The organism is Salinibacterium sp. dk2585 (genome assembly GCF_008001035.1).
In the GTDB taxonomy this organism is placed as follows: Bacteria; Actinomycetota; Actinomycetes; order Actinomycetales; family Microbacteriaceae; genus Homoserinimonas.
The window spans coordinates 2,803,569-2,826,442 of sequence record NZ_CP042856.1 but is presented as its reverse complement, the minus strand read 5'-3'; the positions used below and the strand labels follow the sequence as shown (position 1 = coordinate 2,826,442).

The 22,874-nt window shown below is 64.2% G+C and carries 22 protein-coding genes, 1 tRNA gene and 2 pseudogenes; 12 read left to right on the top strand and 13 right to left on the bottom strand.

What is annotated here, in order from left to right; genetic code table 11:
• Window positions 1-137 precede the first annotated feature (137 nt).
• On the top strand, window positions 138-575 hold the full coding sequence (locus tag FVA74_RS13450; protein ID WP_168220144.1) for a LysE family transporter: 438 nt from the start codon (window positions 138-140) through the stop codon (window positions 573-575).
• A 46-nt stretch (window positions 576-621) separates the two neighbouring features.
• On the opposite strand, the gene FVA74_RS13445 is transcribed toward FVA74_RS13450, so the two are convergent.
• Window positions 622-1,245 (bottom strand): hypothetical protein, encoded by a 624-nt coding sequence (locus FVA74_RS13445; protein ID WP_147722974.1) that lies wholly within the window; start codon window positions 1,243-1,245, stop codon window positions 622-624.
• Window positions 1,246-1,386: 141 nt separating this feature from the next.
• Between FVA74_RS13445 and FVA74_RS13440 the strand changes: the two genes are divergently transcribed.
• Both FVA74_RS13440 and FVA74_RS13435 read left to right on the top strand, forming a co-directional pair.
• Window positions 1,387-1,920 (top strand): peptidylprolyl isomerase, encoded by a 534-nt coding sequence (locus FVA74_RS13440; RefSeq protein ID WP_147722973.1) that lies wholly within the window; start codon window positions 1,387-1,389, stop codon window positions 1,918-1,920.
• A 34-nt stretch (window positions 1,921-1,954) separates the two neighbouring features.
• Window positions 1,955-2,806 (top strand): rhomboid family intramembrane serine protease, encoded by an 852-nt coding sequence (locus tag FVA74_RS13435; protein WP_147722972.1) that lies wholly within the window; start codon window positions 1,955-1,957, stop codon window positions 2,804-2,806.
• A 102-nt stretch (window positions 2,807-2,908) separates the two neighbouring features.
• Here the strand turns inward: FVA74_RS13435 and FVA74_RS13430 are convergent, their stop codons facing one another.
• Entirely contained in the window at window positions 2,909-3,151 is a 243-nt protein-coding gene (locus tag FVA74_RS13430) for a cell division protein CrgA (RefSeq protein ID WP_147722971.1), read from the bottom strand.
• 41 nt (window positions 3,152-3,192) lie between these two features.
• Here FVA74_RS13430 and FVA74_RS13425 point away from each other — a divergent pair, with 41 nt between their 5' ends.
• From FVA74_RS13425 to FVA74_RS13420, 3 genes are read left to right on the top strand one after another with little or no spacing between them, the layout of a single operon-like run.
• On the top strand, window positions 3,193-3,984 hold the full coding sequence (locus tag FVA74_RS13425) for a class E sortase (RefSeq protein WP_147722970.1): 792 nt from the start codon (window positions 3,193-3,195) through the stop codon (window positions 3,982-3,984).
• Window positions 3,984-4,139, top strand: a complete 156-nt coding sequence (locus FVA74_RS13655; RefSeq protein WP_168220143.1) for a hypothetical protein — start codon at window positions 3,984-3,986, stop codon at window positions 4,137-4,139. The genes FVA74_RS13425 and FVA74_RS13655 overlap by 1 nt, the downstream gene beginning before the upstream one ends.
• Window positions 4,136-4,828 (top strand): aminodeoxychorismate/anthranilate synthase component II, encoded by a 693-nt coding sequence (locus FVA74_RS13420; protein WP_147722969.1) that lies wholly within the window; start codon window positions 4,136-4,138, stop codon window positions 4,826-4,828. Before FVA74_RS13655 ends, FVA74_RS13420 begins: the two co-directional genes overlap by 4 nt.
• Here the strand turns inward: FVA74_RS13420 and pknB are convergent.
• From pknB to FVA74_RS13385, 7 genes are all read right to left on the bottom strand, one after another.
• Window positions 4,796-6,490, bottom strand: coding sequence for a Stk1 family PASTA domain-containing Ser/Thr kinase (pknB, locus tag FVA74_RS13415; protein WP_147722968.1), 1,695 nt, complete (start codon window positions 6,488-6,490; stop codon window positions 4,796-4,798). The genes FVA74_RS13420 and pknB overlap by 33 nt on opposite strands.
• 75 nt (window positions 6,491-6,565) lie before the next feature.
• Window positions 6,566-8,299: a protein kinase gene (locus tag FVA74_RS13410; protein WP_147722967.1), complete on the bottom strand. Its 1,734-nt coding sequence runs from the start codon at window positions 8,297-8,299 to the stop codon at window positions 6,566-6,568.
• The gene (locus FVA74_RS13405) at window positions 8,296-9,735 is read right to left on the bottom strand and encodes a penicillin-binding protein 2 (RefSeq protein ID WP_147722966.1); all 1,440 of its coding nucleotides are present in this window, start codon (window positions 9,733-9,735) and stop codon (window positions 8,296-8,298) included. Before FVA74_RS13405 ends, FVA74_RS13410 begins: the two co-directional genes overlap by 4 nt.
• Before the next feature lies 1 nt (window position 9,736).
• Window positions 9,737-11,119 (bottom strand): FtsW/RodA/SpoVE family cell cycle protein, encoded by a 1,383-nt coding sequence (locus tag FVA74_RS13400; protein ID WP_147722965.1) that lies wholly within the window; start codon window positions 11,117-11,119, stop codon window positions 9,737-9,739.
• Window positions 11,109-12,344 (bottom strand): Stp1/IreP family PP2C-type Ser/Thr phosphatase, encoded by a 1,236-nt coding sequence (locus tag FVA74_RS13395; protein WP_147722964.1) that lies wholly within the window; start codon window positions 12,342-12,344, stop codon window positions 11,109-11,111. Before FVA74_RS13395 ends, FVA74_RS13400 begins: the two co-directional genes overlap by 11 nt.
• A 2-nt stretch (window positions 12,345-12,346) precedes the next feature.
• Window positions 12,347-12,865 (bottom strand): FHA domain-containing protein, encoded by a 519-nt coding sequence (locus FVA74_RS13390; RefSeq protein WP_147722963.1) that lies wholly within the window; start codon window positions 12,863-12,865, stop codon window positions 12,347-12,349.
• On the bottom strand, window positions 12,866-13,597 hold the full coding sequence (locus tag FVA74_RS13385) for a DUF3662 and FHA domain-containing protein (protein ID WP_147722962.1): 732 nt from the start codon (window positions 13,595-13,597) through the stop codon (window positions 12,866-12,868).
• A gap of 184 nt (window positions 13,598-13,781) precedes the next feature.
• On the opposite strand from FVA74_RS13385, the gene FVA74_RS13380 reads away from it, so the two are divergent.
• A tRNA-Leu gene (locus FVA74_RS13380) sits at window positions 13,782-13,864 on the top strand.
• Between the two features lie 202 nt (window positions 13,865-14,066).
• On the opposite strand, the gene FVA74_RS13375 is transcribed toward FVA74_RS13380, so the two are convergent.
• Together FVA74_RS13375 and FVA74_RS13370 are read right to left on the bottom strand one after the other, a co-directional pair.
• Window positions 14,067-15,863: a hypothetical protein gene (locus FVA74_RS13375; protein ID WP_147722961.1), complete on the bottom strand. Its 1,797-nt coding sequence runs from the start codon at window positions 15,861-15,863 to the stop codon at window positions 14,067-14,069.
• On the bottom strand, window positions 15,860-16,843 hold the full coding sequence (locus FVA74_RS13370; RefSeq protein ID WP_147722960.1) for a tyrosine-type recombinase/integrase: 984 nt from the start codon (window positions 16,841-16,843) through the stop codon (window positions 15,860-15,862). Before FVA74_RS13370 ends, FVA74_RS13375 begins: the two co-directional genes overlap by 4 nt.
• A gap of 35 nt (window positions 16,844-16,878) precedes the next feature.
• Here FVA74_RS13370 and FVA74_RS13365 point away from each other — a divergent pair, with 35 nt between their 5' ends.
• The 4 genes and pseudogenes from FVA74_RS13365 (at window position 16,879) to FVA74_RS13350 (ending at window position 19,347) form a co-directional block, all read left to right on the top strand.
• Window positions 16,879-17,154, top strand: a complete 276-nt coding sequence (locus tag FVA74_RS13365) for a helix-turn-helix transcriptional regulator (protein WP_147722959.1) — start codon at window positions 16,879-16,881, stop codon at window positions 17,152-17,154.
• Window positions 17,155-17,272: 118 nt separating this feature from the next.
• Window positions 17,273-17,599, top strand: a complete 327-nt coding sequence (locus tag FVA74_RS13360) for a hypothetical protein (protein ID WP_147722958.1) — start codon at window positions 17,273-17,275, stop codon at window positions 17,597-17,599.
• A gap of 252 nt (window positions 17,600-17,851) precedes the next feature.
• A pseudogene (locus tag FVA74_RS13355) lies at window positions 17,852-18,112 on the top strand (transposase); the annotation flags it as partial.
• Window positions 18,113-18,175: 63 nt separating this feature from the next.
• Window positions 18,176-19,347: pseudogene (locus FVA74_RS13350) on the top strand (IS3 family transposase).
• 333 nt (window positions 19,348-19,680) lie between these two features.
• Here the strand turns inward: FVA74_RS13350 and FVA74_RS13345 are convergent.
• Window positions 19,681-20,271, bottom strand: coding sequence for a hypothetical protein (locus FVA74_RS13345; protein WP_147722956.1), 591 nt, complete (start codon window positions 20,269-20,271; stop codon window positions 19,681-19,683).
• Between the two features lie 421 nt (window positions 20,272-20,692).
• Here FVA74_RS13345 and FVA74_RS13340 point away from each other — a divergent pair, with 421 nt between their 5' ends.
• A complete protein-coding gene (locus FVA74_RS13340) occupies window positions 20,693-21,697 on the top strand; it encodes a hypothetical protein (RefSeq protein ID WP_147722955.1) in 1,005 nt (334 codons plus the stop codon).
• A 927-nt stretch (window positions 21,698-22,624) separates the two neighbouring features.
• Here the strand turns inward: FVA74_RS13340 and FVA74_RS13650 are convergent.
• Window positions 22,625-22,765 (bottom strand): hypothetical protein, encoded by a 141-nt coding sequence (locus FVA74_RS13650; protein WP_168220142.1) that lies wholly within the window; start codon window positions 22,763-22,765, stop codon window positions 22,625-22,627.
• Window positions 22,766-22,874 lie beyond the last annotated feature (109 nt).

Genomic DNA, 22,874 nt, shown 5'->3' with positions numbered 1-22,874 from the left:
GATCGCGCTCTTGATCCTCTACATTGCCGCAGACCACGGTGTCGGTCGCGGCCTGGCAGCGGCGTCTGGTGCGGCGACGGTAGACACGTCCTACGCGACGGTCGCCGTCGCCCTCGGTGCCGCGATCACCCCGCTCATTGCCGTCGCTCATTGCCGTCGCTCAGGAGCCGCTGCGCTATGTCTCCGCTGGAGTACTCCTCGTGCTGGCGGACGTCATCATGAAGCCACTTTGGCTGCGGAGTGACCCCGATGAGGCGGCACGGCCGTCGGGATTCGCGTCGTCAGGACTCCGGGTCTATCTGGGCCTCGTTGCCCTGACGGTGGTCAACCCCGCGACGATCATCTACTTCCTGGCCCTCACGACGGGGAATGCCCTGGGAGACTCCGTGACCCTCGCCGACCGCGCATGGTTCGTGGCCGGAGTGGCCACCGGCTCGGGCTCGTGGCACGCGGTGCTCGCGGCGGTGGGCGCGATGCTCAGCCGTTTCCTGCGGGGCGAGGGCGCCCGACGCTGGACCGCCATCGTGGGAGGACTCCTCATGGTGGGCCTCGCCGTCAGGGCTCTCGTGGCTTAACGACGAATGCCGCCCGGCGTTCCGGACGGCATTCGGCGAGACTTGATCAGAGCGTGTCGCTCGCGGGGAGTTCCTCGGCCTCGTCGGAGATCCAGAGGTCGTCGTCGGCACGCAGGGTCTGCCACACGGCGTAGCCCACTCCGAGCAGGGCAACGACGCCGACGCCCATGACGATGTAGCGACCGGGGCCCGGAGTCGACTTCGGGGGAACGATGCTCACCCGCTTCTCTAGGTCCTTACGGATCTGCTTGGCCCTCTTCTTGGTCTTGCGGCTCGAAATGTCGAGCACCTTCTCCGCACCGCCTGCCTTGTAGACGGCCTTCATGGCGTCGCGCACCCGGGCATCCTTCGTGACCTCGATCACGGCAAGCGCGGTGGCGACGGCGGATGCGACGGAGGGGAGCACATCGTGCTGCACCTTGTAGCGTGCGCCCTCGGCGACGGATTTGGTAGCCATTGCTCCCGTCGCGATGACGGGCTTGACGCGGTGGTCGATCGTGTCGCGCACGCGGGGAACGACCTCGTCACGCCCCAGGTTCCCTGCCTGCCGGCCAGCCTCGCGAACGACCTTGCTCGCCTGGTCGAGTACCTCGCGCTGGCTCTCCCACAGATCGGACGCGGAGTGCTTCAGCCGCTTCAGTTCACGTGCACGTTTACGGGACAAAGCCATGAGTGACCTCCAGTCGGCGGGTGTGTGAAGCAACTTCCATACAACCACGGGCGCTTCTGTGAGCGCACTGAGTATTCGGTGGATGCGTCGCCGTCAGCGAACACGCCGCGATCCGCCGGGCTCGAATGAAATACTTGGGCCATGCACACACACGTAGCGACCCTCCACACCTCTATGGGCGACATCAAGGTCAACCTCTTCGGCAACCACGCACCGAAGACCGTCGATAACTTCGTGGGCCTCGCGAGCGGAACGAAGGAGTGGACTGACCCCGCGACGGGCCAGAAGACCAACCGTCCCCTCTACGACGGCGTCATCTTCCACCGCATCATCGACGACTTCATGATCCAGGGCGGTGACCCCCTGGGCAAGGGCATCGGCGGCCCCGGCTACCAGTTCGACGACGAGATTCACCCTGAGCTCGACTTCACGCAGCCCTACGTGCTGGCAATGGCGAACGCGGGCATCCAGATGGGTCGCGGCACCAACGGTTCGCAGTTCTTCATCACGACCGTGCCCACCACCTGGCTCCAGGGCAAGCACACGATCTTCGGCAAGGTCGAGGATGCCGCCTCGCAGGACGTCGTGAAGAAGATCGAGTCTGTCAAGAAGGGCCCGGGCGACAAGCCCCTCGAGGACATCGTCATCAACAGCATCACGATCGACGAGGTCTGAATCCCGTGATTCTCGCGAGGACGGAGGGCGGGCTGTGAGCAGCCTGCCCTCCAGTCCCGACAACTACTGCTATCGGCATCCCGATCGGCAGAGCTTCATCCTGTGCCAGCGATGCGGGCGCACGGTATGCCCCGAGTGCCAGACGCAGGCACCCGTTGGCGTGCACTGCCCCGAGTGCGTGCGCGAACACCAGGCTTCCGCTCCTCGCCGCAAGCCCGCCGTCGTCACCGCGATCAATCGTGCTCGGCGGGGCGAGGGCGCGGTCGTCACCTACAGCATCCTGGGCTTGACGGTCCTGGTCTATCTCCTTCAGCTTGTCACCGGCGGGGTCGTGACCAACGCCCTCCTATATTGGGGCCCGTACACCGACGTGCAGCCATGGCGGCTGATCACGACGGCACTCGTGCACTCCCAGAACTCCTTCTTCCACATCCTCTTCAACATGTATGCGCTCTGGTTGTTCGGGCGGATGCTAGAGGGGATGCTCGGCCACTGGCGATTCCTTGCGCTCTACGTCTTGAGTGCGCTGGGCGGCTCGGTCGCCGTGTTGCTGCTGTCTCCGCTCACGCCCGTCGTTGGTGCTTCAGGCGCGATCTTCGGACTGTTCGGCGCATTCTTCGTCATCAACCGCGGGCTCGGCGGCAACAGTGTTCAGCTCGTGATCGTGCTGGCGCTGAACCTCGCGATCGGATTCATCGTTCCCGGAATCGCGTGGCAGGCGCACGTGGGTGGCATCCTCGTGGGCGCACTCATCGGCTTCATCTTGCTGCGCACGCGCCACAGGAACGCCGCGCGCCGACAGCGGCTGCTCCTCGCCGCTGTTGCGGGAGGGCTCGTGGTGCTCACGGTCATCGGCGTCGTGCTGATGTACGCGCGTTTCGGGTGATCGTTCTCCGCTCAGCGAGTGGAGTTATCCACAGGTGATTCCACAGTGGGGATAATTACACCGGTGTAGTTGGCCCCCGAAGTGGTGCCTCGAGGGGCAAGGTCAGCGCCAGCGGGTGGTCATGAGGAAGCCGACGAACATGATGCCAAAGCCGACGAGGATGTTGCCGTCACCGAGTTCCGCGATCGGCAGGGCGGTCTGGCTGATGTAGTAGACGATGATCCACAGCAGCCCAAGCAGCATCAACCCGAACATGATCGGCTTGAACCACACCGGGTTGGGGGCGTCGTCGCCGGAGCGGACCTCCCGTGAGGAATCGGGCGTGGAGTTCGTCGACTTGGCCATGCCCGGAATTCTAGCGGGAAGTGCTCGAATAGACTCGCTGCATGGCGAGGGCACGAGGGGGGCAACGGGCGAGGCCCCGGGCATCTGTCGGCCTGGCCATCATCGGCGTGCTCGGCGAGCTGTTCCTCACTGCGGGCGTGCTCGTGCTCCTCTTCCTCGGCTGGCAGCTCTGGCTCAACGACATCATCGTCGGTAACGAGCAGAGGGATGCTGCGATCGAGTTCAGTGAGGACCTCGCGAACGAGGCGCCGGCGCCGGCCGACAAGGACGAGGAACCCGTCGATCCCGTCGACCCGGGCGAGCCGGGCGAGCCTGTCAGCACCGTCGCACCCGTCACGAATGAGGCATTCGCGACCCTCTTCGTGCCGCGCTTCGGTGCCGACTATGTGCGCAAGATCGGCGAGGGCGTCGGACTCACGGCAGTGCTCAACCGAGAGGACCTCGGGGTGGGCCACTATCCCTCGACGCAGCTACCGGGCGAGGTCGGCAACTTCGCCCTCGCCGCCCACCGCACGACGTGGGGCAAGCCTTTCGCCGAGATCGGTGAACTGCAGCTCGGCGACAAGATCTATGTGCAGACGGTCGACGGCTGGTACACCTACGCGTTCCGCAACCTCGAGTATGTGCTGCCGACGGGAACAGGGGTGCTCGAACCGGTGCCGCAGGCCCCCGGCATCGAGGTGGCGGGGGAGCGGTTCATCACCCTGACCAGTTGCAACCCGCGCTTCTCTGCGGCCGAACGCATCATCGCCTACGGCGTCCTGGAGTCGTGGCAGCCAGCATCCGCTGGCATGCCCGCTGAGCTCGCCGCAGTCTTGGAGGGAGCCGCCTGATGTACGCTGCACTGTGGCGGATACTGCCGGGCCCGCTCTGGCTTCGCATCCTGCTCGTGATCATCATCATCGCGGCAGTCCTGGCGGCCCTCGTGCTCTGGGTCTTCCCATGGGTCAACACATTCATCAGCGTTCCGGAGGTGACAGTCGAATGACCAACGTGCTCGTCATCGACAACTACGACAGCTTTGTCTACACCCTGAACGGCTACCTGCTGCAGCTCGGCGCCGAGACGGAGGTCGTGCGCAACGACGCATTCGCCGCCGCTGACGCGGCTGCACGCATCTCCGAGTACGACGCCGTGCTGCTCTCGCCCGGCCCCGGAACGCCGGCCAATGCCGGGGTCTCGATCACCATGGTGCACGCGGCACTTGAGTCAGGGACGCCGCTGCTCGGGGTCTGCCTCGGGCATCAGGCCATCGCCGAGGCCTTCGGCGGCGTCGTGACGCACGCCGACGAACTCATGCACGGCAAGACCTCGCTCGTTGAGCACGATGGAAGCGCCTTCTACAACGGAGTTCCCGCGCCATTCACCGCGACGCGGTACCACTCGCTCGCGGTCGTCGATTCCACGGTCCCCGACGACCTCACGGTGAACGCGCGCACTGATGGCGGGGTCATCATGGGCCTGCGCCACGCGAGCGCGCCCATCTTCGGCGTGCAGTTCCACCCCGAGTCGGTGCTCACGCAGGGCGGCCACGCGATGCTCGCCAACTGGCTCAGCGTCGCGGGGCTCAGCGAGGCCCCCGAGCGGGCAAAGGGGCTCGCGCCCCTCGTCAGAGACGCCCCCGGTCTCCGAGGCGAGGCTGGCTCAGCCCGCGCAGTAGGTGATCGTCACCTGTGACTGCTGCGGGTGATCACCGGGCGCGAGATTTTGCCCTGTCACGGCGTTGCCCGAGCAATTGAAGTCGGGGTTCGGCACCGGCACGAGCTGGAGCGCCCTGAGCATTGCGTTGGCTGTCTCAATGGGTTGACCCCTTACATCCGGAACGGTCACGAGTCCGCTCGAGACCACAAGGTCGATCGAATCACCCTCCTGAACGATCGCACCGGCGTCGGGGGCGCTTCGGATGACGGTTCCCGGCGGCAGCGTCGAGGAGTTCTCCTCGCTGACCGCCCCGACCTCGAGTTTGCGGTCGGCGAGGGCCTGCGTGGCGGCCTCCTGCGTGAGGTTCGACAGCGAAGGCACCGAGACGGACGCTGGGCCCTGCGACACATAGATGCGGACGACCTGCTCAGCAGCTACCCTCGTGCCCGGCGTCGGGTCGGTGCGGATGATCTCTCCGCGCGGGACGTCGTCGCTCGCCGTGTCGATGCGCGACGGGGTGAGGCCCGCATCCTGCATCTCCTGTGCGCCACTCTCGTACTGCTGCCCGACGATGTCGGGAACCTCCACCGAGATCGTGTTGCCGATCGTGCTCGGCGGCAGGTTGACGACCCAGATCGCGAGGGCAACGAGCATGGCCGCGATAACCGCGACGCCAGCCCAGATCCAGGCGACGGGCGGCCTGTTCTGGGTACGCACGGCGCGCTCCGTGTTCTCAGCGGAGAGCTGTCGCATCGCGGCCTCGGAACCGGCGGCCGCCGTTGGGTTCACGCCGAAGAGGGTTGCGTTGAAGTCACTGGCGGCGGGAAGCTTGCGGGTCGGGACCTCACCGGAGGCCGCAAGCTCCACCTCCTGGCGGAACTCCGCCGCCGTCTGGAAGCGTTCGAACTTGTCCTTCTCGAGCGCGTGCAACACGACGACGTCGAGGGCGGGGGAAACCTTGGGGTTGAGCGAGCTTGGGGGAAGCGGTGTCTCGCTGATGTGCTGGTAGGCGACCGCGGCCGCGCGATCACCGCGGAAGGGCGGCTGGCCCGTGAGCATCTCGAAGAGCACGATGCCCGTCGAATAGAGGTCGGTGCGGGCATCCACCGTCTCGCCCTTCGCCTGCTCCGGCGAGAAGTACTGCGCCGTGCCGAGCACCTTGCTTGTGTCGGCCACGGTCGCGGAGTTGTCGCTCACGGCGCGCGCGATGCCGAAGTCCATGACCTTGACCTGGCCGTTGTGCGTGACCATGACGTTGCCGGGCTTGATGTCGCGATGCACGACGAGCGCGCGGTGGCTGTATTCGAGAGCCGTCAGGATGCCGTCGACTATGCGCACAGCTTCACGCGGTTCGAGGGGGCCGTCGGCGATGATGTCCTTGAGCAGTCGCCCGTCGACATACTCCATGACGATGAAGGGCACCTGGGTCTCGATGCCGTTCTCGTCGGCGACAGTCTCCTCGCCCGCGTCGTACACGCGGACGATCGTCGGGTGCGCCATCCGTGCCGCCTTCTGCGCCTCTTCGCGGAAGAGCAGGCGGAAGTTGGGGTCGGTTGCGAGAGAGGGCTTGAGCAGCTTGATCGCGACACGACGCCCGAGCCGGGTGTCGGTGCCCACGTGCACGTCGGCCATACCGCCCCGGCCGATGAGCTTGCCGATCTGATACCTGCCGGCGAGCAGCCGAGTATCTTCAGTCAATTCTCTCTCCAGGTAATAGGTCGACGCCTAGCAGTCTATTCGCTGCATGGACGTCTCCCTGCGGCGACGAGCGGGCTACTCGCCGCCCTCGCCCTCGCCGTTGCCGGGGGTCGGCGGAATCTCCTTCTCAGGGCTCACGATGTAGCTGATCTGGGGAGACTCGGGCGAGCGGATGCCGGAACACTCTGCGTGGTACGAGAACGTCACGGTGCCCGGCGCGTCAGACACGAGTGTGATGTTGGTCGTCGAGGGTGCGATCGGGTTGGAGACCGAGTGCGTCGCGCCGTTGACCGTCACGCGGTAGGCCGTGTGGGTCGTGCCGGGAGGGCAGCCCTGGTAGCTGGGCCAGGTGATGTTCACATTCTGGCCGGGCAGCACCTCGACGTTGCTTGCCGGCCCCGTAGGGGCGGAGGGCGGGGTCGGGTCTGGGATGGCGGCGTAGACCTTGACCGTCACGACGGCACCCTTGTCGAGGTTGCCCGTCGGGTTCACCCGGTAGACGAGGCCCGCCTGATTGGGGTCGGGCGCGTAGTCGCCCGGCGTGATGTCGGGGGTGAGGCCCATCCCCTCGAGGATGCTGCGCGCTTCTGCCTCGGTCTTGCCGAGGAGGTCAGCCTCCGTCAGCCGTACCTTCGTGTCGGATGGAGAGGGAGACGCCGACGAGGGGCGGGGGCTGGCGGACCTCGTGGTCGACTCCGAGGGTTTGGGGTCATCGTCGGGGGAGAGCGCCATCGCGACGATGACGCCGATGAGGGCGACGAGCAGCACGCCGACGAGCACGATGAGCGGCCAGGTCCACGGATTGCGCTTCTTCTCTTCCTCGTCGAGCGCAGCGGCTTCCGCGCGGGACTGGGGCGCGGCACCTGTGCCGGCGCCCGCCGCGGGAAGCACACGGGTCGCCGCCGAGGTGTCGGCTGCACCGGGCGTGATGAGGGTCGTGAATCCGGCCGTGCCGCCGACAGCGGGGACCGCGGCCGTCGCGCCCGCGACATCCCCGCGCCGCAGCGCCTGGGACGCCCGAGCTAGGTGTGCCGCGGATGCGGGACGCTCCGCGGGGCTCTTCGCGATGCACGAGTAGACGAGGTTGCGCACGGGCTCCGCGATGTTCGCGGGAAGGTCCGGCGGCTGTTCATTGATCTGGGCCATCGCGATCGCGACCTGCGATTCGCCCGTGAAGGGGCGGCGGCCCGCGAGGGCCTCGTAGGCGACGATGCCGAGCGAGTAGATGTCGGTCGTGGGGGAGGCCGGATGTCCGCTCGCCTGTTCGGGCGAGAGGTACTGCACGGTGCCCATGACCTGGCCCGTTGCCGTGAGCGGCACCTGGTCGGCGATGCGCGCGATGCCGAAGTCGGTGATCTTGACGCGGCCGTCTGGCGTGATGAGCAGGTTGCCCGGCTTGATGTCGCGGTGCACGAGGCCCGCGGCGTGGGCGGCATGGAGCGCGGATGCCGTCTGCGCGACAATATCGAGCACGCGGTCGGTCGAGAGCACGCGTTCCCGCTCGAGGATCGTCGAGAGCGCCTCGCCGGGCACGAGCTCCATGACGAGGTAGGCGCTGCCGTCTTCCTCGCCGTAGTCGAAGACATTGGCGATGCCCTCGTGGTTGACGAGGGCGGCGTGCCGTGCCTCGGCGCGGAAGCGCTCGAGGAATCCTGGGTCGCCCAGGTATTCATCCTTGAGGATCTTGATCGCGACGGTGCGACCGATAACGAGGTCGGTTGCCTGCCAGACCTCGCCCATGCCGCCAATCGCGACACGGCTCGTCAGCTGGTAACGACCACCGAAGGTGAGGCCACTCGTGGGTCTCATTTGCTCAGCACCGCCTCAAATACCTTCTTGGCGATCGGCGCGGCGACCTGGTTGCCGAAACCGGAACCATTCTCGACCACGACCGCGATCGCAATCTGTGGGTCTGACGCGGGAGCGAACCCCGTGAACCAGAGGGTGTTTGGTGACCCCTCCGAGTTCTGTGCCGTGCCGGTTTTACCGCCCACGTCGACTCCGTTCATTCTTGCATTACTGGCAGCCCCGTTGGCGACGTTCGCCACCATCATCGGCACCATCGTCTCCGCCGTCTCGGCACTGATTGGTTCGCTGTAGACGCTCGGCTCAAACGCGACGAGTTCCGTCAGGTCGGGTGCGAGGATCCGCTCGACGAGCGTCGGCTGCATGAGTGTGCCGCCGTTGGCGACAGCCGCCGTCACCATCGCGATCTGCAGGGGCGTGGTGCGCACGCTCGCCTGCCCGAACGACGACAGCATGAGCTGCGGCTCGTCCATGTCATCCGGGAAAATGCTTGGGGTGGCCGGCATGGGTACCCGGATGCGGTCGCCGAAACCGAAGGCATCCGCGTACTCATCCAGCACGTTCTCGCCGAGGGAGGCGCCGATCTGGGCGAAGGGGATGTTGCAGGAGAGCCGGAGGGCATCCCGAAGCGACACCGTCTCGCCGCCGCCGCACGTGCCGCCCTCCGCGTTGGAGATGATCGAGTTGCTCTGCGGCAGCTTGAGCGTCGGCGGGTTCGGGATCGCGGTGTCGGGCTCGTATGCGCCGCTGTCGAGGGCGGCCGCCGTCGTGAGCACCTTGAAGACGGATCCGGGATGGTAGAGGTCACCGCCGATCGCGCGATTGTCGAGGGGCTTCGTCGGGTCGGCACTGAGCTGCTCATAGGCCGAGATGACGGCGCTCGTGTCATGTGACGCGAGGAGGTTTGGGTCGAACGACGGCTTCGAGACCATCGCGAGGATCGCCCCCGTTGCCGGGTCGATCGCGACGACGGCTCCGCGGTAGTCGCCGAGCGCATCCCATGCAGCCTGCTGCACGACCGGGTCGATCGTGAGCTCGACCGCGGCACCCTTGGGGGAGGCGCCCGTGAAGATCGAGCTCAGCTGGTCGAAGAACTGGTCGTTGGCCGTGCCGGTGAGGTAGTCGTTCAATGCACCCTCGATGCCCGCAGTGCCCTGGTTGAGCGTGTAGTACCCCGTGACGTGCGAGTACAGCAGCGGTTGGGTGTAAACGCGCTGGAACTTGAAGTCGGTGTCGACCGGGATGGACTCAGCGACGGGTGCACCGTCAACGAGGATCGGGCCTCGCTCGGCTGAGAAGCTGGCGTAGAGCGTGCGCACGTTTCGCGGGTCGGCCCGCAGGTTCTCCTCCTGGAAAACCGTGATGATCGTGCCAGAGGCAAAGAGTGCCACGAACATGAGCAGCACCGCCGCGCTGACCCGCTTGAGTTCCCTGTTCACGTCACACCACCAATCTCGCTTGGTTGCGAATCGTGTCGGAGAGGCGCAGCAGGATCGCCGCGATGATCCAGTTGGCCACGAGCGAGGAACCACCGGCAGCAAGGAAGGGTGCCGTCAGTCCGGTCAGCGGGATGACCCGCGTCACCCCGCCCACGACGATGAAGACCTGGAGCGCGACCACGAAGGCGAGGCCGACGCCGAGCAGGCGGCCGAAGTCGTCCTGTCCGGCGAAGCCGATGCGGAAGCCGCGCGAGACGAAGAGCAGGTAGAGCGCGAGGATCGCGAAGAGGCCCGTGAGCCCGAGCTCCTCAGTGAGGCTCGCGATGATGAAGTCACTCTGCGCGAGGGCCACCAAGTCGGGACGGCCCTGTCCGAGGCCCGTTCCGATCAGCCCGCCGTTGGCGATGCCGAAGAGGCCCTGCACGAGCTGCCAGCTACCGCCGACCGCGTCGTAGACCTCCTGGTTGAAGGGGTCGAGCCAGCCACGGAAGCGGCCGCCCACATAGCCGAGGAGCTGGCTGGCGAGTACGGCGCCGCCGACGAAGAGCCCAAGCCCCAGGAGGATCCAACTCGCCCGGCCCGTCGCGACATAGATCATGACGAGGAAGAGGCCGAAGTAGAGGAGCGAGGTGCCGAGGTCGCGCTGGAAGATGAGCACCGCCATCGCGGCCGCCCAGATGACGAGGATCGGCCCGAGGTCGCGTGCCCGCGGGAACCGCATCCCGAGGAACTTCTTGCCCACCATCGAGAGGCTGTCGCGGCTCTCAACGAGGTAGGCGGCGAAGAAGATGGCGAGGGCGATCTTGGCGAGTTCGCCGGGTTGGAAGGTGAAGCCGCCGATCTTGATCCAGATCTGCGCGCCGTAGACCTCGTGGCCCAGCAGCGGCAACATGGGCAGCAGCAGGAGCACGATGCCCGTGAACATCGAGACGAAGCGGTAGCGCTGCAGCACGCGATGGTTGCGAATCGCGATGACGACGCCGATGGCGGCAAGGATCGCGATCGCCGACCAGGCAATCTGGCGAACGCCCGCGGCGCCCCAGCCACTGAAGCCCTCAGCAAGGTCGATGCGGTAGATCTGCGCGATACCGAGGCCATTGAGCAGCGTCACGATCGGCAGGATGAACGGGTCTGCCTGCGGTGCCGTAATGCGCAGCACCAGGTGCATCGCCAGCACGAGCACGGCGAGGCCGCCGGCGACGAGGATGACGCTCGTGTCGACCGCGCCGTTGACCCCCAGCTGCACGAGCGCCATCGAGGCGCCGTTGATGCCGCAGGCGACGAGCACGAGGATGAGCTCGAGGTTGCGCAGGCGCGCCGGCTGGCGCAGCCTCACGCGGATGCTCGTGGTGTCGGTCGTGGCCGAGGCGGTATCACTCGTCATGGTCAAGCCTGTCGATGATGTCGCGGGCGTCGTCAAGGTCGCGAGCGGTGATCGTGTCGAGCACCTGGCGACGCTCGAAGTCCGAGAGCGAGTCGATGCGGATGCTCGTCTCGGCATGGATCTCGGAGAGCGAGATCGGCCCGATGCCCTGTTGCACGCCCTTGAAGATTGCGACCGTGTTGCCGTTCGCGCCCACGTAGTAGCGGGTCTGCGTCCAGCGGTAGCCGACGACGAGGCCCGTCACGATCAGTGCCACGATGAGCCCGACCGAGACGAGCCAGGTCGCGCGACGACGAATGGCGCGGCGCCGGTCCTCCGCGATGAGCTCCTGCAGGTACTCATCGGACTCGGGCTCAAAGTGGCTGTCCTCCGGCGCGGCCTTGAGGGGGTGCAGGAGGAGGGTGGGCAGACGCAGGGGTCTGCGGCCCGCATCCGACTCGAAGCTGAGCGGAAGCGCGGCGGAGCCGACCGTGACGGGCGGGTTCGACGCCGAGTCGGGCGTGTGGTCGACGTCGACTACGACGACCGTGACGTTGTCGGGCGCGCCCTGGTCGAGGCTCTCCCGCACGAGGCGCTCGGCGGCGTCCTTGGGGGAGGGGTGCGACTTGAGCGTCGCCGCGATCTTGTCCTCCGTGACGTAGCTGCTGAGCCCGTCGGAACACAGCACCCAGCGGTCGCCCGGTTCGGTCTCGACGATCGCCGTGTCGATCTCGGGTGACGCCTCGACATCGCCCAGCACGCGCATGAGCACGGAACGCCGGGGATGCACGGCCGCTTCCTCCGCCGTGATGCGCCCACTGTCGACGAGCCGCTGCACGAAGGTGTGGTCGATCGTGACCTGCTCGAGCACGCCGGCACGGTAGAGGTAGAGGCGCGAGTCGCCGATATGGGCGATGGCCAGCTGGTGGCCGACCCGCAGGATTGCCGTCACGGTCGTGCCCATGCCGGTCAGTTCGGGGTGATCGAAAACCGTCTCGGCGATGAGCGAATTCGCCGCGATGAGCGCGGACTGGAGCGCGAACTCGGCGTCATGGGCGGAGTTGAAGACCCGGTCTGCCTCCGCGATGCGGTTGACGGCGATAGCGGATGCGATGTCCCCGCCCGCGTGACCGCCCATGCCATCGGCGACCACGAAGAGCTGACGGCCGGCATAGCCCGAGTCCTGGTTGTTGGACCGGATCTTGCCGACGTGCGAGACCGCAGCGCTCTTGACGGTTGTCGACACGCCTACCGCCGCAGCTCGAAGCTCGTCGTGCCGATCTTGACGCTCGCCCCGATGGGCACGGGTGTCGGCGCCATCACGCGCTTGCCGTCGAGGAAGGTGCCGTTGGTGGAATCGAGGTCCTGGATGACCCACTCGTCGCCCCAGAGCATGAGGCGAGCGTGGTGGGTTGACGTGTAGTCATCACGGATCACAAGGCCGCTGTCACCGGAGCGCCCGATCGTGAGCGGCTGGTCGTCGAGCCTCAACTCCGTGCCGGCCTTCGCGCCAGACGTGATGACGAGGCGCCGTGCCCCGCCAGAGGCGCCGCCCGCCGGCGAACCAGCGGCGACAGGGCGCGGCGCGGCGGCCTGCGCAACGGGCGCCTCGTAGGGGGGAGCCTCGGCAGTGCCAGCCTGGGCAGGCATCCGTCGCACGCGCTCGCCGAAGAGGTCGGAGCGCAAGGCGTAGACGATCGCGAAGATGAACGCCCAGAGCACGAGCAGGAAGCCCATCTTGAGGAGCAGGAGTGTCAGTTCGCTCATCTACCGCTCGCCCCGTCGCTCGTCGCCATAGGGCCCGCCCCGGGCATCCGAAGCGCCATCGAGCGTTGCGGACTGGGCGAGCACTCGGAAAACGATACGGGTTCTGCCAATGGAAATCACTGAGTCCGTCGGCAGCGGCGCCTTCGAGACGCGCTTGCCGTTGAGTTCTGAGCCGTTCGTGGACCCGAGATCGTTGACCTGGCCGCGCTTGCCGTCCCACAGGATCTCGACGTGTTTGCGGGAGATGCTGCTGTCATCGACTGTGATGTCGGCATCGCTGCCACGACCGATCACGGTGCGTGCCTTCGTGATGGCGTGACGCCTGCCATTGATGTCGAGCACGGGAACCCAGGTGACATCGCCCTTGACGTTTTCCGAGTCGATACGGATGATTCCCTCGCTGAGCTCGGCGTCGGCCTGGAGTCGAATCGAGACGCCGCCCGCGAACTGGTATGCCTGACGGGATGCGTGCTGTTGCACGAGTGAAGTCAGCTCGTCGAGAAGGGTCGGACCGATCGACGTCATGCGCTCGTGGTCGGGCGGGGAGAGGCGCACGACGAAGCGGTTGGGAACCAGGATGCGATCGCGGGCGACGACGACCGCATTGGTGTCGAGTTCCCGCTTGAGGGCGCTCGTGATGTCGACTGGCTGCACGCCGCTCTTGAAGGTCTTGGCGAACGCGCCGTTGACGGCCCGCTCAAGCCCCCGCTCGAAGCTGTCCAGAAGTCCCAATGGTTTCCCTCACGTGCTGTCGGCCTATCGCGCCGCCATGGCACACACGATGTTAGCCGCATTGCCCTGATGAGCGCGGGAACAGGACGCGATGTCCCCCCACGGGATGACCCCCTCAGACCGCAGAGTGACGACCGCAGCGCGCAGGGAAGGCCTCTCACGCTGTGGTAATCTCGCTGAGTCTGCGCGAGTGGCGGAATGGTAGACGCGCTGGCTTCAGGTGCCAGTGCCCGCAAGGGCGTGGGGGTTCAAGTCCCCCCTCGCGCACGGAGGGTTGTTTGCAAAACTCGAAGAAGTTGAAAGGCCCCCGAGCGATCGGGGGCCTTTTTCCTGTCTAGCGAGTTGTTAGTGGTTCAACACGCAGCTCTGGCGTCGCATTCTGCTCTGCGAGCATCGCTTTGAGCGCTTTCGGGCTCACTTGATTGTCATGGTTCTGCGGAGGAAGGTCTCGGCTGCTGCGGCTGGAGTGCTAGGTGGCAGGAGGATCCGCGGCTCTTGCTACAGCGTCCCTCTCGGCTCGTTGCCTTTGTGCGAAGTTGTCCCAGGGCGCTATCCGGTCCTTCTTGTTTCGTCGGCGCTCGCGTGCGGCGAGCTTTCGCTCTTGCCGAACCCGTCGATGATCTTCGCTGCCTTCGAGCATCTCGTCCCTGAACGCTTGAAGCTTTCGCAGATTCCCTGTGACGACGAGCACCGCGATGAGAAGATACTGGCCGGCGTACCCGCGGATTCGCCTTCTGGTTCCGTCGCCGATCGCTTCGTTCGAACCGTCCTTGAGGAACCCGTTCTGCCCTTCAATGGTGTTGCGATCGGTGGCATAGACCTTCGACCACTCCGGGGATCCATACGGGACCTCTTGGATGAACTTTGCTGCAGCTTCTATAGGGAAGGACACAGAAGAGGAGTTGGTGCAGATGCTGTCTCGCTTGTTCTCCGCTGGTGGGTTGTAGATCGTGGTCTTCGCATCGTCGGCTTTCCCGCACCCTCCGCTGGCGAGAGGGCAGTTTGCGGTGGCGCCAGGGCCGCGGGCCGGGCACATCATCGGCACGCGGCCGGCGGCGTCGGGTTTTTCCTTCGCGCGCAGCATGTACTGGCGGCGCTCCTTGATCCTGAGCCGCCACGTGGTCGGGTCAATGACTCCGGCGCGGTAGTCGATGGTCGCCTCGACGAGCTTCTTCGGCATGGAAGGACAGTAAAACGCGCCTTCCACTTGGATCGCGCCAGCGTATCCTTCCTTCTTGCCGAGTTGGTCATCCCGGTAGTCGGTGAAGATCTTGTAGCCGAGGCGACGCAGCGGGATCTGGTAGTCCTCCGGTTTGGCACTGGCGGCGTAGCCTCGATCCCCGGCGGCGCGGCCAATCGGGTGGTCTCGTTCGACGATGGATTCCAGGATGCATCGTCCGGTTTCGATGAGGTCTCTTCCCGGAACAGTCATCCCCATGCCGGCAATCATCAGCGGATGACCGGGCGACGTCCCCGGTTCAAAGTTTGCCTGCATGGCGAGGGTGACGTCCCACCCAAATACAGCCTTCTTTGCTTTCTTGTGGTCTTCGGGCACCTCATGATTTGCAGTGCGGAGGTACCAGCCCGCGTCGTACTCAATAGCTCCGCGCTTGGATCCCCAGGGCGCCCCGCGCTTGCCGTACGCAGCGATGACCGTGGCGTCAGTGGTGACATCGCCGTTCCAGTTCTGCTGAAACTCCGTCGGTATGAGCCGCAATGTCGCCTCGATGAGTTGGTTGCAGACCCAGTCCAGCCGCTCCTGCTTCGTCTCTGCTCCGTCAGCTTCTCGCTGTCGGATTACCTCTTCGATTTCCTCCGGTGTGGGGAACTTCCTGCGTTGTCCGGGTTGAGGGTCGATCGCCGCGATAGTTCGTTTCAGCGCTCGCCACAGCGGAAAGTACCACTGTCGATGCGTTCGACCGGCTGTGATTCCGAGATAGCGTCTGGATTTCCCGCCCAGTCGCTCCGCGGCGACGACTGCGAGTCGCGTGGCGAGCAGAGCATTGTTCTCGGTGCTCAAGACGAGGAGAAGAATTAGCACTGTCCGAGTGCTTGCCACGCGGGGACGCCCTCCAGGCCCGCGCTTTTTCCTATCGAGGTCTTGCCACTCCTCGATCTTGTCCACTATCCCGGCAGAATCAATGAGGCTGCCGAGGAATTCGATCTGCTTGTGATTGATACGGCTGGACGCACCGCTGAAACGATGGCTCGGCAGAGATTCGCGCAACCGGTCCAGCATGCCGGGGGAGGGGGCGCCCTTGGTCATGAGCGGACCTCCCGCCGAAACAGGATGGTTCGTTCTTCTTCGTCGAGGCCCGCGATATAGGGGATGAATCGCTGGAGTGTCGCGAACGTGGTCATGCCCAGTGCGTTGATGAGTTCGACTGGTGGCACGCCGTGCTGAAGATGCCCGACGATCCATGTGGAGCGGAGGCGTTCGACGGTGAATCTCTCCCGGCCGTTGGCGGCGTCGTGGATGAACCCTTTTACCTGAATGGCGGTGCGAGGCAGCCCCGTCGAGGCTACGAAGAGGTAGTCGCGCACCAACGTCGAAGTGACGAGCGAGGCGATTTCCTCCTCCCATTCCGCAAGGCAGACTACGGTTCGTGCATGCTTGCCACCCACACTGACGCGGGTCGTCCCGCTCGCGGTATTGATGTCGGTGACGGTGACTCCGCAGATCTCAGGGGTGGTGAGGCCGCACCCGGCTCCGAGAGCCATCAGCACCATCCAGTTGTGGCGGCGGAGGACCGTGGTGCGGGTGGAGCCCTGGCTGCGGAAGCGCACGACCTCCGCAGCTGTGTAGGGGGCGTAGACCTGACGGGGAGGTGTGGCCCCAGCGTCGCGTCGAGCCTCGTCGAACTCGTGAAGCTCCGCGGCGACATTCATCAGTTGGAGGCGTCGGCGTCGCAGCCCGTAGTCGTTGCTGGTGGGTGCGCCGTGAAGAATGTAGCGGTCGATGTGTCGGCCATCGAAGACGATGTGCCGCTCCAGCGGTAGGCAGGCCACATCCGTCGTCCAGATGGCGAGTCTTGCGACAGCGGACATGACTCGGCGGGCTTCGCGCTCCGTGCGTGGCGCGAAGTCTGTGGTGGCGGACCGCGTGAACTCCGCCACGTCATTCCAGAATCGTCTGGGCAACATGGGCGTGTAGTCCTCGATGACATGAGTCACACAAGCAGAACTTTGTTCATTACTATAACCAGCATGGTTGTTGTGCTCAATACCCCTGCCCAGCGGAGTCATGCGCTCACCGTCCGACCATCGTCTACTCTCGAACCATGTCCAGACCGTCGCGCCCGCAGCCGCGCGACGGTTCGAGGGATTGGCCCGACGTGACGGCGGCAGACCCTGTCTCCGAGGTTGCGCGCCGCTTCGCCGAAAACGTCAGGACTGCTATCGGGGACCAGAGCATCCGCGCTGCCGCACGCGACGTTGGCGTTGCGCACACGACGATTGTCGCGATCCTGCAGGGGCGGGTGTGGCCGGACCTGGAGACGATCGCCAAGCTGGAACAGGGTCTGGGCGTGGACCTGTGGCCTGGCAGGGTCGACTGAGTTCGGTGAGAAGGTGGGCATACCCTCGGATATGCGGAGGGACATCTGCGCTTTTAGCGCAAAACTGCCTTTAGACCTGAATTTGCGCTTTTAGCGCGTACATCGGTACGGTCTGGGCATGGCCGACTTCAGATATAGCCCCCGGTCATTCACTCTCGATCCGCTCGATTTCGGGAAGAGAGCGGATATCAGGTGGAGGAGCACGGAAGAGTTCGACGACCGCGAAGTCGATCAACTGGTTGCCTCGCGCTTTCAACACCAGTGCGCTGTTGAGGTTCGAGCCCGCATTGCGCAGAGATATCCGTCGCTGTCCGAGTTCGCCGACCTCGCAGGACTCAAGTATGAGCGTCTCGCGCGGGTCCTCCGCGGCGAAGTGATCATGCGCCTCGAAGACGTTGCGATGGCCCAGAGGCTTCTTGGTTTTCAGGGCCTCGCCCGTTGGTGAGGGTTTGGCGCGGGAAGGATTTGCGGCACAAAGCCCTATCCCGTAGCAACGCGTCAGTGGTTGAATTCGGGCCTGCGCAGCTGTGCAGACAGCAAATAAGAATTTCACTTAACTGCTTTGTTAATGTCGGGACTAACAAGTACTAGCTTCCCTCATAACAAATAAAAGAGGAACATCCCGCAACAAACAATTCGCTTGAGCTGAATCGCCCCGGCATGTCCGGAGACAGAGTTCTTTGGAAGGATCTGTCTCATGGCACGACCCAGCAAGTATCCGCGCGAGCTTCGTGAGCGCGCTGTCCGTATGGTCGCCGAGGTGCGCCCTGACTATCCGAGCGAGTACGCCGCGCTGAGCGCGGTCGCGAAGATGCTCGGCGTCGGCTCACCGGAGACAATCCGTCTCTGGTGCCGCCGCGCCGAGGTTGACACCGGGCAGCGTCCCGGGCTGACGACCGAGGCGCAGGCGGAGATCAAGAAGCTCAAGCGCGAAAACGCTGAGTTGCGTCGGGGGGACTGCTGAAGGTTTAGGTGACTCCTGATCTGGGGCGAGATGCTCGCCTCTGGAAGGATGTTTGCCATGCCGAGAGCGTTTCCGAAGGAGTTCCGCGATGATGTCGTCGCGATCGCGAGGCGCCGTGAGGCCTCGTTTGCTCAGATCGCGAAGGACTTCGGGATCTCCGAGTCCTGTGTCCAGCGGTGGGTCAAGATCGCCGAGGTCGACGACGGCGTCAAGCCCGGGGTGAGCTCGACCGAACATGCCGAGCTGCGAGAGGCGAAGAAGCGCATCCGTTTGCTGGAGCAGGAGAACGAGGTGCTGCGTCGGGCGGCGGCGTATTTGTCGCAAGGGGTTCTGCGCAGCCCAAAATGATCTACCCGCTCGTCCGCGAGCTGGCCGCGACCGGCGCCCCGATCAGGGTGCCGGTCGCGGTGACGTGCCGGGTGTTGAAGATCGCCAAGCAACCGTTCTATCGATGGTTGCGCAGGCCTGTGGCGGATCGGGATTGGGATGAGGCCCAGCTGATCAACGCGGCGATCGATGTGCATCGGGAGGATCCGGTGTTTGGGTATCGGTTCATCGCCGACGAGCTGGCCGACCTCGGCTTTGAAGTCTCGGAGCGGCGGGTGTGGCGGGTGTGCTCTCAGCAGCGAATCTGGAGCGTGTTCGCCAAGAAGAAGGGCGGCAAGAACCGCAAGGCCGGCCCGCCGGTCCATGACGACTTGGTTCGTCGCCGCTTCGCCGCGGCCGGACCGAACCAGCTGTGGTTGACCGACATCACCGAGCACTGGACCGCCGAGGGAAAGGTGTATTTGTGCGCGATCAAGGACGTGTTCTCGAACCGGATCGTGGGTTACTCGATCGATGACACCATGACCTCGCAACTGGCGGTGAACGCGCTGCGGATGGCGATCCAACGCCGCCGCCCGGTCGGCACGATCGTTCACTCGGACCGCGGCAGTCAGTTTCGTTCCCGGCGCTTCGTTCACGAACTCAGCGCCGCCGGGCTCGCCGGATCGATGGGACGGGTCGGTGCCGCCGGAGACAACGCCGCGATGGAGTCCTTCTTCGCACTACTCCAGAAGAACCTCCTGAACCAGCACCGATGGGCAACTCGCCAGCAGCTCCGCCTGGCGATCGTGTCCTGGATCGAGGCGACCTATCACCGCCGCAGGAAACAGCGAGCGTTGGGCCGTTTGACGCCGATCGAATTCGAGACCATCATGACCACACCGGCCGCACTCGCGGCCTAACCCGAAGAGTCACCAAGACCTTCAGCAGTCCCCTATACATCGACTTGCCCGTGTAGTTTCCCACGCTCTTGGTACCGATCGCGTTCGCCGCAAGCGGTGATCCCGCGACAATCGCCAGAGCAGCCGCGGTCGCCACCAAGCTCTTGATTACACTTCTGCGTCTCACTTTATAGCCCTCGCTATAAGATGAGGAAGAGTGCAAGTCACCCCCCCCTGGTGCCGAACCTAGCAGGTTGCGGACCGGTATGGAGGAGATTTTGGGCAACGCATCACACCGTGAACCTACGTCCGTGAATCGAATTCTCAGGGGAGGCGAAGACGGTGAAGATGAGCCTAATATCCGGCGAACTCAAGGGCCGGGAAGAGACGTTCCGTCTCGGAGAATAAGCAGCCCTCAATCGTTGCGCGCTGGTCGTCCCCTCTTTCTTCCAACATGGCATCGATCGTCATCGCATCGTCGCCAATTTCGATGCCGTGCGATGAGGCGCACATTTCGACGGATGCCCGCAGTGCGGCGTCCATGCGTTTTTCATGAGTGCCGATGTATGACATCTCGACCGTGTCGAAGGCATCTTGACAATGTTCCGCTTCCGTCGCCACGTTCACCTCCGGGACCACTTCCCAAGTGTTGTGAAGCTGAAGCCCATTGATCGGATCTACGGCGATATCCGGGCCGAACCGGTAGCCAAGCTCCTCCAAGCATCCTCGGAAGAGACTATTTGCAGCTCTGTAGTCCTCCTCGGTCGCTTCACCGTCTGCGAGTAGAGCTGCCTGCTGCGTGTGGCCCTTTGCTTCGGCATACTGAGCTGCCGATTCGACACTCGAAAACGCGAAGTACGGATCCGGGGCTTCCTCTGGGGCGGTTGCGCAGGACGTCAGCGCGAGAACTGCAACAGCTATTGCTGGTATGACTGACCGTTTCATCAGGCTTCCCCCGTGTCGAACCTCGTGAAATGAGTGTGCAGGCGGGCAACATCTAGGATTCCCAACGCCTCGGGCACAACCTAAGTCCCGTGGAAAACTTAGCCCACGCGCAAACCGCTGCACTAGAGATACTTCAGACTTGAGCGGCACGTCACGGCGTCAGAGGAGTCGTTGCCCTTGGGCTGCGGGCGCCGCGGAGGCCCCGCCCCCGGAGGGCATGTTGGGGGCTTCTACCAGTGAGCGCATTCCGTAGTGCTGACGCCACTGGGCGAATGGGATTGTTCTCAGACCCGCTCGGCGCAATGGTGATCCGCCGTCGCCCAGCCTTTCATCGCCCCCCAAATGGGGGAGTAGACGACTTAGTGCAGTGCCCCAATAGGGTCTTGACCAGAAGTTTGATCACTTACTCCTGGAGGGTGCAATGAGTAAGGCATTCAACGCAAGTGCTGCGTTTGGAATCGGATTAGTCGTAGCTCTCGCTACTGTGCAACCCGCCTCTGCTTCTCAGGCAGCTAGCGGTGAAACGAACCAAGGTTCGACAGCAAACAGCACCAGTGAATTTATTGACGCTGCCGCGGCTGCGGCCAGCACGTGGCAGCAGTTTGGGCTCACTGCAGGTGACTTCGTCACTTTGCCAGAAGAGGACAGAGAGTACTTCGAGGAAGTTGCTGCGATCGCGCTCTCGAACGCAGAAGACCCTAACCTGTCACCCACCCCCGCTACTCCCTGCACTCAAGGTGGCCGCGCCGCATACGCCGCTGAGATTGCCGCCATAAACTCCGCCCGGGATCAGAACGCGGGTACAGCGGCAGAAGAAACGATGTACATGTACTTGTCGCACTACATCGACATGTCGCCGAGTCATGTAGGAAGCTCTTGCAATCACAACTCCGGCGCTCCGCGCTACAGCGCGTGGATTACCGACAGTGACCGAAGCGCGTACAACCAGTTCTTGTCGACGACGAATCTCGCGGGAGCTGTGTCCGATTTTGGGACTGCCCTTTCCATGGCTCCCTCGCTCGCGACTTCGCGGGATCTCACTCTTCGCCTCGAAACACTTGGGGACTACGGTGCTGCACTGGTCGAATTGACGAGCCTTGGGTTCACCGCGGACACGGCGCGCTCGCTCGTTCCGCAGCTCATCGAGTCGCGAGTTGCAGGAGACTCGCCTGAAGCTGCGATCGCGGATCTCGAGGCTGCGCTGATGCCCAATATATCAGCTCCCGTCCTTCCTGCTGCTGTGGGACTCATCGCGGCCGCGGTTTCTCCCTCCCTGCTGCCGGCTGTGGTGGAGGTTGGGCTCGCAGTCCTTCCTGTATTCACGATGCTGGGGCCGACCATCGTCAACTGGGCGGCATGGTCGGGTCTGATCTATTCTTCGAACAGTCGTGTTAGCGGCAGGATGATGCGCTACCTCGGTATGTGATCAGGACGGAGGGCGTCTCGGATGTCAGGACCAGGACTCATGTTGCCTTGTCCAGATTGCGGGACGCCTTCTGAGATCGATGAAGAGTTCTGCGTAGGATGCGCGGCCCGCCTGCCGACGTATGAGCGTCCCTATGGTGTTCGATCGCCTTCTGCCCGCGACCGCGCTGGCCGCATCGCGGTCATCGGAACACCGATCGTGTATCTCGCCACCGCAACTGCGTCGTTCTTCTTCAATATGGCCGTATGGCCCGAGCCGTATCGAGATGTGGGGCGCGACCCAATTTCTGTGTTCGAGATCGTGGTGCTGGGCCTATTCGGTTGGATGGCCTATGGGACGCCCGGAACTACGCTCCATCACTATCCTTCGGTAGCGCTCATCAGGAGAGGGAAGCCTCGATGGTGGAAAGGGGGCGCTGCCTCAGGGGCGCTCATACTCTCGGCAGTGGTGGCATTCGAGTACATGCTTCGACCCATCTTGGAAATTCGAGCGGGCAGGTCTACTCAACACTCGCAACAAGAGCTACACGCTGCAATTGACCTCTGGATCGCGACGTCCTATTGCGCGGTTGCGGTCATCCTCCTCTGGAATCTCATTGGAACAATTTTGGGGCCACAAACCATGGCTGACCATCGACGGCACCAGTTGATGCGACGCCAGTAGAAGACGCCATCGCAATAGAAGGCGCTGCCGATTCCGCAAATAGGTCAAGTGGAGCAGGTCGCCCGGGATCAAACGGAGGCCCCACCATGATTTGGAGCCTAGGGCGGCTTATATTCGCCTTAGCGGGCTTCAGTCTGCGAATCGGGGTCGATGTGGTTCAAAAGCGATTGCAACTGCGTTTAGCGGGACTGATTGCAGTGGGTATGTCGGTCGCTATGGTCGCGGGTTGTACCGTGCAGGGGCTCTAGCTACGACCTCCTCACGCTAGCGAGAGAGCCCTGCGCGGAGTTGACGCCGTTGGCCGTTGAGGATCTTGACCAGGCTGTAGAGCTTGACTGTGACCACGAGGGCAGAAGGCTCGTCTTCCCGGATGGCACCGAGGTCGAGATCCAACCCGTGGGTCACAATTCCAGGTCCTCTCGAAGCGTCGAAGGTGGAGGATTATCGCTGTATCGCTGGAGGATTGCGCAGAATGCTGTCGAATACCGGTCTAGACTCCCGAGTGACTATATGG

Bases quoted from the DNA above. Each gene is read 5' to 3' on its own strand.
- FVA74_RS13445 (WP_147722974.1), bottom strand. From the start codon at position 1,245: ATGGCTTTGTCCCGTAAACGTGCACGTGAACTGAAGCGGCTGAAGCAC.
- FVA74_RS13440 (WP_147722973.1), top strand. From the start codon at position 1,387: ATGCACACACACGTAGCGACCCTCCACACCTCTATGGGCGACATCAAG.
- FVA74_RS13430 (WP_147722971.1), bottom strand. From the start codon at position 3,151: ATGGCCAAGTCGACGAACTCCACGCCCGATTCCTCACGGGAGGTCCGC.
- FVA74_RS13425 (WP_147722970.1), top strand. From the start codon at position 3,193: ATGGCGAGGGCACGAGGGGGGCAACGGGCGAGGCCCCGGGCATCTGTC.
- FVA74_RS13655 (WP_168220143.1), top strand. From the start codon at position 3,984: ATGTACGCTGCACTGTGGCGGATACTGCCGGGCCCGCTCTGGCTTCGC.
- FVA74_RS13420 (WP_147722969.1), top strand. From the start codon at position 4,136: ATGACCAACGTGCTCGTCATCGACAACTACGACAGCTTTGTCTACACC.
- FVA74_RS13410 (WP_147722967.1), bottom strand. From the start codon at position 8,299: ATGAGACCCACGAGTGGCCTCACCTTCGGTGGTCGTTACCAGCTGACG.
- FVA74_RS13400 (WP_147722965.1), bottom strand. From the start codon at position 11,119: ATGACGAGTGATACCGCCTCGGCCACGACCGACACCACGAGCATCCGC.
- FVA74_RS13390 (WP_147722963.1), bottom strand. From the start codon at position 12,865: ATGAGCGAACTGACACTCCTGCTCCTCAAGATGGGCTTCCTGCTCGTG.
- FVA74_RS13375 (WP_147722961.1), bottom strand. From the start codon at position 15,863: ATGACCAAGGGCGCCCCCTCCCCCGGCATGCTGGACCGGTTGCGCGAA.
- FVA74_RS13370 (WP_147722960.1), bottom strand. From the start codon at position 16,843: ATGACTCCGCTGGGCAGGGGTATTGAGCACAACAACCATGCTGGTTAT.
- FVA74_RS13365 (WP_147722959.1), top strand. From the start codon at position 16,879: ATGTCCAGACCGTCGCGCCCGCAGCCGCGCGACGGTTCGAGGGATTGG.
- FVA74_RS13360 (WP_147722958.1), top strand. From the start codon at position 17,273: ATGGCCGACTTCAGATATAGCCCCCGGTCATTCACTCTCGATCCGCTC.
- FVA74_RS13345 (WP_147722956.1), bottom strand. From the start codon at position 20,271: ATGAAACGGTCAGTCATACCAGCAATAGCTGTTGCAGTTCTCGCGCTG.
- FVA74_RS13340 (WP_147722955.1), top strand. From the start codon at position 20,693: ATGAGTAAGGCATTCAACGCAAGTGCTGCGTTTGGAATCGGATTAGTC.